At 37.1% G+C, this 12,884-nt stretch carries 17 protein-coding genes; 13 read left to right on the forward strand and 4 right to left on the reverse strand.

Features of this window, described 5'->3' with window-relative positions; genetic code table 11:
• Positions 1-40 precede the first annotated feature (40 nt).
• Positions 41-604, reverse strand: coding sequence for a TetR/AcrR family transcriptional regulator (locus tag ACM46_RS07150; RefSeq protein ID WP_048505951.1), 564 nt, complete (start codon positions 602-604; stop codon positions 41-43).
• A gap of 99 nt (positions 605-703) precedes the next feature.
• On the opposite strand from ACM46_RS07150, the gene ACM46_RS07155 reads away from it, so the two are divergent.
• From ACM46_RS07155 to ACM46_RS07175, 5 genes are all read left to right on the forward strand, one after another.
• A complete protein-coding gene (locus ACM46_RS07155; RefSeq protein WP_048505952.1) occupies positions 704-1,948 on the forward strand; it encodes a hypothetical protein in 1,245 nt (414 codons plus the stop codon).
• Positions 1,949-2,094: 146 nt separating this feature from the next.
• A complete protein-coding gene (locus ACM46_RS07160) occupies positions 2,095-2,481 on the forward strand; it encodes a VOC family protein (protein WP_048505953.1) in 387 nt (128 codons plus the stop codon).
• The gene (locus tag ACM46_RS07165; RefSeq protein WP_048505954.1) at positions 2,481-2,978 is read left to right on the forward strand and encodes a hypothetical protein; all 498 of its coding nucleotides are present in this window, start codon (positions 2,481-2,483) and stop codon (positions 2,976-2,978) included. The genes ACM46_RS07160 and ACM46_RS07165 overlap by 1 nt, the downstream gene beginning before the upstream one ends.
• Before the next feature lie 90 nt (positions 2,979-3,068).
• Entirely contained in the window at positions 3,069-3,689 is a 621-nt protein-coding gene (locus ACM46_RS07170; RefSeq protein WP_048505955.1) for a hypothetical protein, read from the forward strand.
• 25 nt (positions 3,690-3,714) lie between these two features.
• On the forward strand, positions 3,715-4,461 hold the full coding sequence (locus tag ACM46_RS07175; RefSeq protein ID WP_048505956.1) for a hypothetical protein: 747 nt from the start codon (positions 3,715-3,717) through the stop codon (positions 4,459-4,461).
• Here ACM46_RS07175 and ACM46_RS07180 read toward each other — a convergent pair.
• Together ACM46_RS07180 and ACM46_RS23790 are read right to left on the reverse strand one after the other, a co-directional pair.
• A complete protein-coding gene (locus ACM46_RS07180) occupies positions 4,429-4,800 on the reverse strand; it encodes a hypothetical protein (RefSeq protein WP_048505957.1) in 372 nt (123 codons plus the stop codon). The genes ACM46_RS07175 and ACM46_RS07180 overlap by 33 nt on opposite strands.
• Complete coding sequence (locus ACM46_RS23790) at positions 4,800-4,934, reverse strand: hypothetical protein (protein ID WP_277619845.1); 135 nt, start codon at positions 4,932-4,934, stop codon at positions 4,800-4,802. Before ACM46_RS23790 ends, ACM46_RS07180 begins: the two co-directional genes overlap by 1 nt.
• Positions 4,935-5,022: 88 nt before the next feature.
• On the opposite strand from ACM46_RS23790, the gene ACM46_RS07185 reads away from it, so the two are divergent.
• The 8 genes from ACM46_RS07185 (at position 5,023) to ACM46_RS07220 (ending at position 11,166) form a co-directional block, all read left to right on the forward strand.
• A complete protein-coding gene (locus tag ACM46_RS07185) occupies positions 5,023-5,649 on the forward strand; it encodes a TetR/AcrR family transcriptional regulator (protein ID WP_048505958.1) in 627 nt (208 codons plus the stop codon).
• Positions 5,646-6,110: a GNAT family N-acetyltransferase gene (locus ACM46_RS07190; protein ID WP_048505959.1), complete on the forward strand. Its 465-nt coding sequence runs from the start codon at positions 5,646-5,648 to the stop codon at positions 6,108-6,110. Before ACM46_RS07185 ends, ACM46_RS07190 begins: the two co-directional genes overlap by 4 nt.
• Before the next feature lie 10 nt (positions 6,111-6,120).
• Entirely contained in the window at positions 6,121-6,942 is an 822-nt protein-coding gene (locus tag ACM46_RS07195; RefSeq protein WP_048505960.1) for a helix-turn-helix domain-containing protein, read from the forward strand.
• 75 nt (positions 6,943-7,017) lie between these two features.
• Positions 7,018-7,623 (forward strand): NAD(P)H-dependent oxidoreductase, encoded by a 606-nt coding sequence (locus ACM46_RS07200; RefSeq protein WP_048505961.1) that lies wholly within the window; start codon positions 7,018-7,020, stop codon positions 7,621-7,623.
• A gap of 463 nt (positions 7,624-8,086) precedes the next feature.
• Positions 8,087-9,286 (forward strand): tyrosine--tRNA ligase, encoded by a 1,200-nt coding sequence (tyrS, locus tag ACM46_RS07205; protein ID WP_048505962.1) that lies wholly within the window; start codon positions 8,087-8,089, stop codon positions 9,284-9,286.
• Between the two features lie 56 nt (positions 9,287-9,342).
• Positions 9,343-9,864, forward strand: coding sequence for a 3'-5' exonuclease (locus ACM46_RS07210; RefSeq protein WP_048505963.1), 522 nt, complete (start codon positions 9,343-9,345; stop codon positions 9,862-9,864).
• Positions 9,865-9,880: 16 nt separating this feature from the next.
• On the forward strand, positions 9,881-10,663 hold the full coding sequence (locus ACM46_RS07215) for a hypothetical protein (protein WP_131707556.1): 783 nt from the start codon (positions 9,881-9,883) through the stop codon (positions 10,661-10,663).
• 41 nt (positions 10,664-10,704) lie between these two features.
• Positions 10,705-11,166 (forward strand): GNAT family N-acetyltransferase, encoded by a 462-nt coding sequence (locus ACM46_RS07220; RefSeq protein WP_048505965.1) that lies wholly within the window; start codon positions 10,705-10,707, stop codon positions 11,164-11,166.
• A 203-nt stretch (positions 11,167-11,369) separates the two neighbouring features.
• On the opposite strand, the gene ACM46_RS07225 is transcribed toward ACM46_RS07220, so the two are convergent.
• Positions 11,370-12,884, reverse strand: a complete 1,515-nt coding sequence (locus tag ACM46_RS07225; protein ID WP_048505966.1) for a helix-hairpin-helix domain-containing protein — start codon at positions 12,882-12,884, stop codon at positions 11,370-11,372.

The following is a 12,884-nucleotide window of genomic DNA, read 5'->3' on the forward strand; positions in this document are numbered from 1 at the left end:
TTTTATATAGACATATCTATTTTTTAAATTTCAAAAAAAATTAAGACATTTGAGTCTCAATCATTTTTTGGATCCTATCAAAAGAATCTGCATTTTTATTGATTGTGGAAGTAACTACAGCTCCTTCTATCAAAAGAAAAATTTGTTCTGTCATTATTTCCGGATCCATATTTTTTATGTTTCCGGCATGTTCATTCACTAATACTCTGATCATTTCTTTCTGCTTTTCTTTGTGATGCTTTGCAAAATCAGAAACTGCCTGACTACTGTCTCCTACTTCTGCAATAATTTTAATGAAAGGACAGCCCCCAAATTTTAAAGATTGCTGAAGCTTTCTCCGATAACTGATGAGAGAAATTATTTTATTTCCGGGTTCTGAAATTTTGGCAGAATGGTCTTCGAATCCTTTAAACCATTCCTGTTCCTGCTTAATGAGATAAGCCATGAGAAGGTCATTTTTAGATGAAAAATGATTGTACAGCGAACCTATGGCAATATCTGCCTCAGCAATAATCTGATTGATCCCAGTTGAATTGAAACCCTGTCTGTAAAACAAATCAGAAGCTACCCTGATAATCCGGTCTCCTACTTTTTCTTTTTTCACCGTAAATTTTTTTACAAATGTATCAAAAAAATAGATAAGTCTATCTATTTATTGGTTTTTTACTTTGCGTATATTTATTCAAAATTAAATAATCAGATCATGGATGCTCTTCGGGGAAATGTAAAATGTATAACGAAATATGGTTCGGGAATCATTCAGAATGAAACCCGGTATTCAGCAGATGGTAATGTTTCCGAAATTAAATTATACAAAAAAGGAGCACTTGTCAGTATTCAGAAAATGTATGAAAAAGACGGCTGGAATATCCGGGAAATCCGGCGTTTGGGAGGCAATACTCCACAAATGATCATCTATCATTATTCGGATTCTTATGGGAACCGCAACAAAACAGAGTTTTATGACGCTGATCATCATCTTCTGGAAAAAAAAGAATTTGGGAAAACCTCCATGGAATACAATGATAAAGGCAAGCTGATCACCTTTTCAAAAAACGGAATTATTCTTTTTCAAAAACAGTTTAACAAAGATAACCGGGCCATTGAAGAGCTCTCATTTTCAGACTCCGGAGATTTAATATATACTGTTAAATGTATCCATCATGGAAATGTAACGGTAAGAAAATCATTTGATGCAGAAAAGCGGTTAGTCAAACTAAGGCATTTGGTTACCGATGAAAAAAACAGGGTTTTACAGAGCTTCAAATTTTCCAGATATCGTATTGAAAATGATTATGATGACTACCATCAGACATTTGATCTGGAATCCTGTTCAAGAATCAAAGAAGAACATCTGAAGAATATTACTTCCGACAGTCTCCCCGGTATTGAAGATTTTCCGCTGGATGAAAATTTTGCTTATATCAGTGAAATTAAAAACCTCCTCAATGAATTCAGGTATGATGAAAATGGCGATCTGATGCCCGGACATTCGTCGATTGATTTTTTTAATGAACTTACAGAGACAAAATATGATCATGCTGGCCGGGAAATATCTAATGAGAAATATGCGTACCAAAGGGATTTCAATGAAAACCTATTAACCATTTTAGAGTACAGCAGCCATGAATACGACAGTAAAAATCTCTTAATATCACATACCTATGGGAAAACTGAAAGAGATCATGATTTTGGCGGAAGTTACACCTACACGTATGAATTCGATTCGGAAAACAGAATTATAAAAAAAATAACAACCGGAGACAGAGAAAGTATTACCCGTATTTCCTATGAAGATGAAAACCGGACTGAAGTTGAAGAATCTGAAAATGAAGATCAGAAACGGACACACATTTATGACAAATACAATAATTTGATTTATTATGAAGACGCTTCAGACAGCAAAAGCTGGAAATGGTCAGAATCTTATGATATTACCTATTATTAAATAAATCTCCGTAATTTTCATATCCATTATTATATTGAATGATGAAAAAAATACTAATCAAAACCAGGAAAACTCTCTTCATCCATTGCTTTTATTTCTTCCTTATATCATTATTAATCATATCTTGTTCACAACCTGAAAAACCCATGAAAACTTACAATCCCGTAGTCTATTTTGAAATTCCTGTTACTGATATGAAGCGTGCAGAACAGTTTTATACCGGCGTCTTCAATTTCAGTTTTGAAAAAGAGGCGATTGACGGTTATGAAATGGCTCTGTTCCCGTTTGAAGAAAAAAACAGCGGAATTACCGGGGCTTTGGCGAAAGGAGATGTATACAAACCCACGAAAGAAGGAATTATTATTTATTTCAAAACAGATGATATTGATAAAACGCTTGCCAAAGTTCTTCAGTATGGCGGAAAAATACTCTATCCCAAAAAGACAGATCAAAAATACGGCTTTGCAGTCGCGGAATTTGAAGACTCAGAAGGAAACAGAATCGCTCTTCATGAAACATTAAAAGATCAATAATGCCAGTTGCTAAGGTTAAATGCTTATTAATTCTGGTTTTTCTGTGCCCTGCAAATTTCTTTTCACAGGTGAATGATGATAAGATCAGAAGTCAGGTTCTTCAAAGAAATATTGTAGGAAAGGAATATACTTTTGGACAATGGTCTGAAAAAGGAGGAACAGAAACCCATTTAAGGTACCTCGGTAAAGTAATAACCGGCAGCGGGACTTATAAAATACTAAATTCAACCTGGATATGGGGACTTTCGCACCGCGCTACGAACCGGATTCTGGTTTTCGATCATGATAATAAATATCTGGGAAATTATTACGTAACTACGGATATGGATCTTCCTGCTGAGCTGAGAAAAGGTTTCTTAATTTTTAAAAATACAGACCGGGACTGTGATTCTAAAATCGTAACCAAAATAGACATGAAAAACGGAATTCCGGCTCAGTTTTTCCGTAAATGCCGGGCAGACTCCGGAGATATTTACAGTTTCAGTAGAATAAATTAATTATCAGTATCAAATCATGTAAAATTTTTCTTTACCTTCGTTAAGAGAAAAGCCCTCCATTTTCTTAAAACAAAGCGTATACAGAGCATTATGGCAGAAGAACTTTATTTCATTAAAACCAATCCTACTATTGCCAAAATCAATTTGTACAATAAACTCACCCGCGAGGAGGAAAAGGTGATTCCTTTTTTGCAGGAAGATTCCAAAGTAAGTCTGGAAATCATTAAAAATAAAGTAAAAGACTCTGTGGAAGAGCTTTCCAGAGAAGAACTGTCTAGCATTTTCACCTGGTTCAGCAATACGTACCCAACCGATAGTGAAGAAGTGAAAACCCAGCTGTTCATCAACGGACTGGATATTTTTTACGAAATCCCCAAAGAACAGAATATACAGTCTTTCAAGGATATTCTTTCTGACTATGAAAAATATGCTCAGCAGCATCTGGACTTCATGGTGAACGCCCAAAATTTCAATCAGTTTCTGGTGTATGGCCTGTTCTTTACAGATATTGCGCTGGAAGAAAAAGGAAGCTGTACGGTACTTTCCCATTATTTAAAGGCTGATCATGCCTCTTTGTATGATCTTGCTGAAGAACATTTCCGAAATAAGGGTTCGGACAGGAATATTGCCTTCGAATTGCAACATTATTTCGGAGAACTTTATGATCTGACAAAGTTTTATAAAGGATCTATTATTCAGCTGTATAGTTGAACTGTCTTAAAAAATAATAATAACCATGCTTTCACGAAAAATAGTCATCCAAAGTGCGTTAATCTGTTCGGCATTCCTGTTTTTTTCCTGCCACAAAAATAACGATCCCGCTTTCTTCAACGGAGAATGGATTTCCGATTCATTGGTTACCCGGCAAAATGATCACTGGAGAGAATTTCTCTATTTTGAGAATGGGCGTGCAGCCCGTACCACTTCATGGGGTAAGAATTATCTGCTCAATAAAAACCTTAGCATAAAAGGATTGGAAATATATGACCGGGACAGTTTATTGTTCCAGATTAAAGTGATAGATTCCAACAAAATCATGGTAAAAGGAAAAGACTATTATGGAAGCTTTTTCAGAGAAGGTTTTGAAAAAAATGAAATGAAAACAGCTGTTTCTATCGCAGAGAAAACAGAGAAACAAAGAAAAAAACTGATAGGAGCCTGGAAGGTGATTACCCATAAAACCATTCCTTTGTCAGCATCACCTGAATCAAAAATGATGGCAGAATATCTTCAAGATGAAAAAATGGCAAATGTACCCTTACAGGATATTAAGTCTATAAGCTTTAATGATAACGAATTCTCTTTTGATTACAATAATAAAACGATTGCTTTTGGATATACTGCAGAACCTGACAAAATAAGCTTCGGATCCGGATGCATTATTTACTCAATGAATTATTATTTTCAGGATGAGAAACTCTTCATTGAATATCAGAGAACTCCGGGCTTTCTACACCGTCTCATTTTTGAAAAGGCCCGGTAATCCGGTTCTCAAAAAGTAATACATCACACCTCCCGTAGAATAAGCGGCTACATCTAAAATATCTCCTGTAAATCTTTCTGAAAACATAGGACATACTACTTCAAACAGCAACGATATATATAAAACGGAGGATAAAATGAATTTAAAATCCGGTTTCCAATAATATCGCAATACACTATTCATTATATATTCTATCAGATAAGCATACATGGGAATGGTGATAAAGTCTGTAACATGATTGCTGATGACAGGGATGAAAATTCCCTTGTGTCTAAGAATAACCATACCTATCCAGACAGCCAGCCCTGCCAAAAACCATAGTGAAATTTTATTTTTCATTACATATGAAGTATAGCCATCACAAGTCCTATAATAACCTGCAGGATTTTCACTAAAGTTTCCTGTATATCATTTCCCTTTTCAGACTCCTTGTTTCCGGCGGTTTCATAATTAAACATTTTTTTTCCTTCCATCCTGAAAATTTTGATAAAGCAAATATACAAAAATTAGAACAATTGTTCTAATTTTGAAATATGATTTAAGTTCGCTTATATTTGAACCATGAAAACCAAAGATAAAATATTATCAAAAGCATTGGAACTCTTTAATGAAAAGGGCTATAATAATGTCACCACCAGGCATATTGCAGCCGACCTGAAGATCAGTCCGGGAAATCTGCACTATCATTATAAACATTCCGAAGACATCATCAAAATTCTTTTTACCGACCTGATTCTTAAAATGGATGTTTTGCTGAATGATCTCCAAAAAAAAGAAAATAAAACTCTTGAAGACCTCTATCATTTTACTTTTTCAACCTATGAAGTCTTCTATTCTTTCCGGTTTATTTTCGTGAATTTCTTTGATATCTTAAAACATATTCCCGTCATAGAAGCTCAGTATGAATCTATCAATATCACCAGAAAAGATGAATTTCAGATTATTTTTAAAGGTTTTCAGGAAAATCATATTTTCAGAAATGATGTTCCGGATTTTATTCTGGAAAGCCTTACCACCCAGCTATTCATCATTGCAGATAACTGGATTATTCACAACAGTCTCTCTTTTAAACTTCCTAAAGATAAGGCGGTAAAACATTATGCACTGATCCAGATGAACCTGTTCTATCCGCTATTGACAAAGGAACAGCAAAAAATCTATGAATCAAAATACATCCATTCATCATGATCATCAGAAAGGGTAACCTCAATGATGTGGCAGAAATACGCAGACTCTTTGCGGATACCATTACTGAAGTCTGCAAAAATGATTACAGTAGCGATCAGATCAATGTCTGGAAATCCGGCGCCGAAAATGAAGAAAGATGGCTGAAAGTCATAGAAAAACAGATCGTATTGATCGCAGAGATCAATGGAAAAACGGTAGGATTCTGCACGCTTGATCAGGGAAATTATATTGATCTGCTGTTTGTTCATCATGATTTTCAACAACAGGGTATTGCACGGAAATTGTATGTTTTAATTGAACAGGAAGCCAGAAATCAGGGAAAAAAGGGACTGAGTGCCGATGTAAGTAGAACAGCCAGATCTTTCTTTGAAAAAATGGGGTTTACCATCATTCAGGAACAGACCGTGAATGTAAAAGGAACTGATCTCATCAATTACAAAATGGAGAAAAAAATAGTTTAAAAAGCATCCAATGCAGGAATTACATCCGGAATACCGCCAGCTTAAAATTTCAGTTCCTCAGGAATTTGAAAACGTATTCACACATTTCTATTATGCGGAAAACGGTTCTCCCGATCCTGTCACTAAAACGCTGCTCCCTTCTTACCAAACCATTATGCTATTCTGTTTTGGAAACTCTGCTTTTATGACCACTCAGAAAGAAAATACGGTTGAAGTAGATCAGTGCATTGTTTTAGGACCTGTACGCCGGGCATTTGATTACACCCTTCCCGCGGGAACTTCTATTTTGGCAGCCAATTTCAAAGACAATGCCTTTTACCGCTTCTTCGGAAAAGCTATGATTTCCAGTCAGGGAACCCATCCCGATAAGCTTTTACAGGAAAACTGCTTTACGGAACTCTGGCATCAGCTCTCAGACTTCGCTTCTGCGCAGGAAAAAACCGATCACATTCTCAAACTTTGTCAGCCTTATCTTCAGGATCAGGATGAAACAAGCCGCCTGCTAAGCAATTTTGACAATAAAAACCTGAACCCTGTTAAAACCATTGCAGAACAGACCCGACAGAGTGAAAGAAATATTCAGCTTAAACAGAAAGAACAGTTTGGCTATTCTTCCAAAGAACTTGCCCGCTACAGCCGTTTTCTACAAGCAATCACCCTTATTGAAAAAGAAATTGAGAATAACAAAAAAGTGGAATGGTTCAGTATTATTGATGAATGCGGTTATTATGACCAAAGCCAGCTTATTAACGATTTTAAACATTTTATGGCTATTTCTCCTTCCCAATATGTAAAATTTCAGGAGGATATATGCCGCTCAGGATCTGACTAGCCGATTTCGTTTTCTTACAATTTTTGCCTTTTCTGCTACTCTACATTTGTCTTATTAATTTAAACAATAAAAACGATGAGACATTTAATCATTTATGCACATCCTAATGAAAACAGTCTGAATCACCATCTGCTTCAAACTGTTATTGAAAGCCTTCAGAAAGAAAATCATGAAATAGAAATAAGAGATCTTAACAAAATAGGTTTCGATCCTGTTTTTTCACTGGAAGACATGCAGGGACAGTATGCAGGAAAAGTTGCTGAGGAAATACAAACGGAACAGGATTATATCTCCCGGGCTGAACACATCACTTTTATTTACCCGATTTGGTGGACCGGAATGCCGGCCATTATGAAAGGGTATATTGACCGGGTTTTCAGTTACGGTTTTGCCTACCGCTGCGATCAGGGTGTTCAGAAGGGACTTTTAAAAGGAAAAAAAGCGGTTATCATCAATACCCACGGAAAATCTCACGAAGAATATGAACGTATGGGAATGGATAGAGCTCTTAGTCTTACTTCTGACAACGGAATTTTTCTGTACAGCGGTTTTGAAATCATACAGCATTTCTTTTTTGACAAAGCCGACAGAGCTTCCCGGGAAGACGTAGAGATCTGGAAAGAACAGATCAGAAATACTTATTCCCATCCTATTCTTAATCTTAATGCAGAAACCCGATAGATTCCTGAAAAATGGGTGATATATCCCGCCGCCATTACAAGTTATAAAAAGGCAACATATATCCATTATTTATAACAATTCTTTATTAAGCATATAAAAAAAAGTGGCATAGAATTAGCTGCAAGAGTGATAAGTAAAATTGTTTTGAAACCTTTATTTTAAACCATTAAGATTAACAAACTGTTAAGAACAGTAAGTTTTTTTTGATAAATCTTTACTGATGTGGAACTTTACAGCCTGCTTAATGGTTTAAATATCGGAACAGAATTCATTTTTTTATACTTTTATCATCAATGAAACATCTCAACAGCATATTGCGTCTTCCTTTTTTCAATGAATATTACTCCCCGGCGAGCCGTTCGGGAAGACTTTCTATATCTGTAATCTAACAAAGAATAACAAACCTACATATAGAGCCCGGACAGCATTGTCCGGGTTTTTTTGTGCTTAAAATCCAATAATTATGATCAGTACATTACACGAAAATGCAGCCATCATTCTTCCGGAAAACGGTCTGGAGCAAAAACTGAAGCAGGCTGAAGAAGAAAAAAGAACATTAACAATCAAGCTCGGATTTGATCCTACGGCGCCGGATCTGCATCTGGGCCATGCTGTTGTGCTTAAAAAACTGAAACAGTTTCAGGATCTGGGTCATCAGATTGTGATTGTAGTCGGAAGTTTTACCGCAAGAATTGGCGATCCTACCGGAAAAAACAAAGCCAGAAAACCTTTGACAGCGGAAGATGTGAATCATAATGCACAGACTTATATCAATCAGCTTTCAAAAATCATTGATGTGGAAAAGACAAAAATTGTGTTTAATTCTGATTGGCTGGATACTCTCGATTTTTCAGAAGTGATTCAGCTGATGTCTAAAGTCACGGTAGCCCAGCTGATGCACAGAAATGATTTCAACAAAAGGTTTACGGAAAATACACCGATTGCGATGCATGAACTGGTGTACCCTATTCTGCAGGGCTTCGATTCTGTACAGATTGCCTGTGATATTGAGATGGGTGGAACAGATCAGCTTTTCAACTGCACAATGGGAAGACAGCTTCAGGAGGCTCACCAAATGCCGCCTCAAGTCGTGATGTGCATGCCTTTACTGAAAGGGCTGGACGGTAAGGAAAAAATGAGCAAATCTCTGAATAATATTATCGGCTTGACCGATGAACCGGATGAAATGTTCGGAAAAACCATGTCTATTCCGGACAGCCTTATTGATGAATTTATTGAGCTGACCTCTGATTTCTCTATTGAAGAAAAGAATGACTTACAATTTAAATTACAAAATGGTGAAAACCCGATGAATATTAAAAAGCTGATCGCTAAAAACATCATTGTTCAATACCATGATCATGAAGCGGCTGAACTGGCAGAAGCTTTTTTCAGTAATCAGTTTCAGAACAGAAATTCAGGGAACAAGGTTTATGAATCTGTTTCTTTGGAGTCTTTTCTTCACGAGGAAAACCGAATCACCTTATTGGAACTTTGCAGTACATTAAAAAATGACCTCAGCAAATCAGCCGTGCGAAGAATGATCCAAAGCGGAGGCATTCAGATCAACAGCATCAAAATAACAGATCCTGATCAGGAAATTGAACTTTTGAAGGAAACCAAAATCAAAATCGGGAAAAGAGATTTTTTTGAACTTGTATAAAATCCCAAGATCAGATGTGTCAATTTTATTTATCTTCGTTCCATTAAAGAAAACCAATGAGCTATTTTATGGTCGATATCGAGTCGGATGGCCCGATTCCCGGAGATTTTTCGATGATCTGTTTTGGAGCCGTTCTTGTGAATGAAGAGCTGGATACTACGTTTTATGGAAAACTGAAACCTATTTCGGAAAAATTCAATCCGGATGCTCTGGCTGTTTCAGGCTTCAGCAGGGAAGAAACGATGCAGTTCGATGATCCGAAAGAGGTTATGCTTGAATTTAACGAATGGATTGAGAAGAACTCTAAAGGAAGACCTATTTTCATCAGTGACAATAATGGCTTCGACTGGATGTTTATCTGCTGGTATTTTCATCATTTCACAGGAAACAATCCATTCGGGTATTCATCAAGAAGACTGTCTGATCTGTATTGCGGACTGGAAAAGGACACGTTTGCCCAATGGAAACATCTCCGTAAAACAGAACATACACATAATCCCGTAGATGATGCCAAAGGAAATGCGGAAGTGCTGCTTCATATGAAAAAGGAAATGGGACTGAAAATAGGGCTGAAATAGGTTAAAACAGAATTACGTGGGAAGAAATACCGAAATTTATATGTTCAATAAGGAAAAGGCTGCGGTTCGTCTTTATGAGGATCTGCAGCACAAAACATTCCATACCAGAACATTTAAAGTCTATCTTCAGGACCGGAAAAAAGAAATAGGCACCTATGATATCACCTTTGAAAAAGTGTTGGAAAAGGTTAAAAATGACATCAATACCCTAACCGCCGATGAACTGTTTGAAATCAATCTTTTTTTCAGTGAAGAGATCCACTCAGCATTTACGGGACGGGATTATTCTGCAAGGGAAAAATATCTCGAGGATTTATATGACCACTATGGAATTATTCTGCTGTATGAACTTCCTACCTCAACAGTCTGTACCAGCTATATGTTTCAATACGCAAACTATACTCATTATTTCCCCATTTACGAGTTAGAAAACTTTGGATTAGAGCATAGTGATGGCGGCATTAATATAGATTCAAAAGATTTTTTAAGATTTAATGACTACATGATCCTGTTGATGAAAATGATTCTGGATAAAAAAATGGATGGTTATGAGTATGAGTTTACAAAAAGTGAGGAGGACATCATCCGGCATATAACGGCAGACAATGAAAATAATCTGATCCTGTTTAAAGAAATTGAAAGTGAATGTGATTTTATCAAAGAGTCTTCATCTGATGAGAAAGGTCCGTATGCACAAACCATCTATTATGCCTACGCTTTTTTTAAACAGTCCATCGAAATGAAACTGAGAATTGACGTAGAAAAAAATCCAAAAATCGTTATCTTAGATTCCTATTAATCCCAAGTGGTTAAAAACAATCCGGATCTCACCAAGAACCTATGAACACCAGCATCACCTATAAAAAAGCTTCTGAAAACGACATGGATTATCTTCTTGATCTAAGAACAAAAACCATGAATCCGCATTACGCTGAATCACATCTTCCGACGGATAGGGAAACAATGCTTCAGAGAATTCTTTACCAGTTTGATAAAGCCCATATCATTCTTTTAAATGATGAACCGGTCGGATTGCTGAAGATCAACAAAACCGGGGATAAAACTGAAGTTCTCCAACTTCAGATTGATCCCGCTCAGCAAGGAAAAGGGCTGGGAAAAACGATCCTCAATGATATTCTGAAGGAATCCTCTGCTGAAGGAAAAACAGTATCGTTAAGCGTCTTAAAAACCAATAAAGCCCAAAATCTGTATTCGGGTTTAGGTTTTAAAATTGTGGATGAGGATGAGTATTCTTTTTTTATGGAATGGCAAGGTGACTTCGGGAGCCTCAGCCACCTTTAGAGGGCACTTATTTTATTATAGTAAAATTGCCCCGCTAAAATCTTTAAATACAAATTTTCCTGGTGGCTGACGGCCTCGAAGCCACCATTCTTAAAACTCTTTCAACCACAAAAGGCACAAAAGTTTTTGAACACTTTAGTTTTTTAAGTGACCTACTGTGTGAATAGAAGTACACATAAGTTTCTAAAAAAATCTATAGATTTCTACGACTGATTGGCCAAAGTAACAAAGACCAACCTTCCTCCTTCTTCCGCAGAAAGCAGGATTTTCTTACCGTCCGTCAGTTCCACCATAGATCCGGGCGGAATTTCTTTCTGCTCAGTGACATCTTTCATAGAGCTCAGACTCTGATTCACCAGTACCCATCTTCCATCGTGGAAAGTGAAATATCCTACAGGCATTTTATCCTGCATAGTCAGATTTTCATTTCTGATCACTTTTCTGGACACATGCCATTTGAATAAATACTGGTTGTTATACACCATCAGTCTGTGATTTTCCGGTTTCCAGACCTCATCGTCAAATTTATAGTACAGATCCAGAACGGGAGGCGTTCCCCGGTGTGAGGTTCCGCAGAAAGGACATTTCGGATGACTGCTGTTATCGAATACGTACCATTTTTCTGTACACTCGGGATTGTGGCAGGGTTGAATAAGATCGGCCGTTTTCAGCAACGCCGTTTCCCATTCATTTGCCGTGGGACGTCTTATAGGATCGTGAAGCCCGTCTATAAATGCTTTGTTAAAAAGCTCAGACAGATAAGGGCCTGAAGCCGTATACGGTATCTTTTGAGGATCGCCCCAGAAGGTATCCCATTTTCTGAGATGATCGGTTTTCACCTGATTGGAAGGATCCCTGAAATGCTCTATGAACAAAGCCTTTTCTCCCATAGAAATAATTTCATCTTTTTCAGAATCGAGATCCCATATTTTTCCTCCTCTCAACGGATGTCTTCTGAACAGATACATATAGATCAGCACTGCCAAAGCATGAAGATCGGTTTTCTGATTCGGCAGATTTCTCTGTGGATCCTGCATGCTCAGATGTTTGGTTTTCAAAACTTCGGGGGCAATAAAATCTGCTGTTCCAATAACTTCCGGCGGAAACAGTTTGGGAACCACCAATCCGTCTATATCAATGATACAGGCGGATTTCGTAACCGGGTCTATCAGAATATTATTATAGGAAAGATCTGAATGTGCCAGTCCCATCTGATGAAGCTTTTTAACCCCTCGGCTGATGTTGATGGTGATCTGAAAATAGCTCAACCAATCTCCCAGTTCTGAATGATCCAGCCTCAAAGGATACTGCTGGTTTCTGAACATCGGAGCGGTAAACCATTTTCCTACTTTATCCTGACCTTGGATATTATCTGAACCCACATAACCTTTCGCAAAAAAGAATTTATTATGGTAAACAGGAACCACAATGCCTGTCAGTTTATCTTTTTCTACAATATCGTAAGGCCATCTGAATATTTCGTTCAGAAAATAATCTGATGAATTTCCATTCTGTATATTTCCAAGATAAGTAGATACAATTCTCATGACACGTTCTTTCTGCCCGGCTTCCAAAGGAGTCCTGTAAAAGGCAACGACATAAGCTCTGTCCGGCGAAAAATAGACATCCTTCACACCGCCCCGAATCGGGCTTTCATCCACAAATTCATAAGATTTTGCCGGATCCAGAATGGAGGCAACTTTAACGTTTTTTTTCAT

It is taken from the genome of Chryseobacterium angstadtii (assembly GCF_001045465.1).
Lineage (GTDB): Bacteria > Bacteroidota > Bacteroidia > Flavobacteriales > Weeksellaceae > Chryseobacterium > Chryseobacterium angstadtii.

Bases quoted from the DNA above. Each gene is read 5' to 3' on its own strand.
- ACM46_RS07155 (WP_048505952.1), top strand. From the start codon at position 704: ATGGATGCTCTTCGGGGAAATGTAAAATGTATAACGAAATATGGTTCG.
- ACM46_RS07160 (WP_048505953.1), top strand. From the start codon at position 2,095: ATGAAAACTTACAATCCCGTAGTCTATTTTGAAATTCCTGTTACTGAT.
- ACM46_RS07165 (WP_048505954.1), top strand. From the start codon at position 2,481: ATGCCAGTTGCTAAGGTTAAATGCTTATTAATTCTGGTTTTTCTGTGC.
- ACM46_RS07170 (WP_048505955.1), top strand. From the start codon at position 3,069: ATGGCAGAAGAACTTTATTTCATTAAAACCAATCCTACTATTGCCAAA.
- ACM46_RS07175 (WP_048505956.1), top strand. From the start codon at position 3,715: ATGCTTTCACGAAAAATAGTCATCCAAAGTGCGTTAATCTGTTCGGCA.
- ACM46_RS07180 (WP_048505957.1), bottom strand. From the start codon at position 4,800: ATGAAAAATAAAATTTCACTATGGTTTTTGGCAGGGCTGGCTGTCTGG.
- ACM46_RS23790 (WP_277619845.1), bottom strand. From the start codon at position 4,934: ATGGAAGGAAAAAAAATGTTTAATTATGAAACCGCCGGAAACAAGGAG.
- ACM46_RS07185 (WP_048505958.1), top strand. From the start codon at position 5,023: ATGAAAACCAAAGATAAAATATTATCAAAAGCATTGGAACTCTTTAAT.
- ACM46_RS07190 (WP_048505959.1), top strand. From the start codon at position 5,646: ATGATCATCAGAAAGGGTAACCTCAATGATGTGGCAGAAATACGCAGA.
- ACM46_RS07195 (WP_048505960.1), top strand. From the start codon at position 6,121: ATGCAGGAATTACATCCGGAATACCGCCAGCTTAAAATTTCAGTTCCT.
- ACM46_RS07200 (WP_048505961.1), top strand. From the start codon at position 7,018: ATGAGACATTTAATCATTTATGCACATCCTAATGAAAACAGTCTGAAT.
- tyrS (WP_048505962.1), top strand. From the start codon at position 8,087: ATGATCAGTACATTACACGAAAATGCAGCCATCATTCTTCCGGAAAAC.
- ACM46_RS07210 (WP_048505963.1), top strand. From the start codon at position 9,343: ATGAGCTATTTTATGGTCGATATCGAGTCGGATGGCCCGATTCCCGGA.
- ACM46_RS07220 (WP_048505965.1), top strand. From the start codon at position 10,705: ATGAACACCAGCATCACCTATAAAAAAGCTTCTGAAAACGACATGGAT.
- ACM46_RS07225 (WP_048505966.1), bottom strand. From the start codon at position 12,884: ATGAAAAAAAACGTTAAAGTTGCCTCCATTCTGGATCCGGCAAAATCT.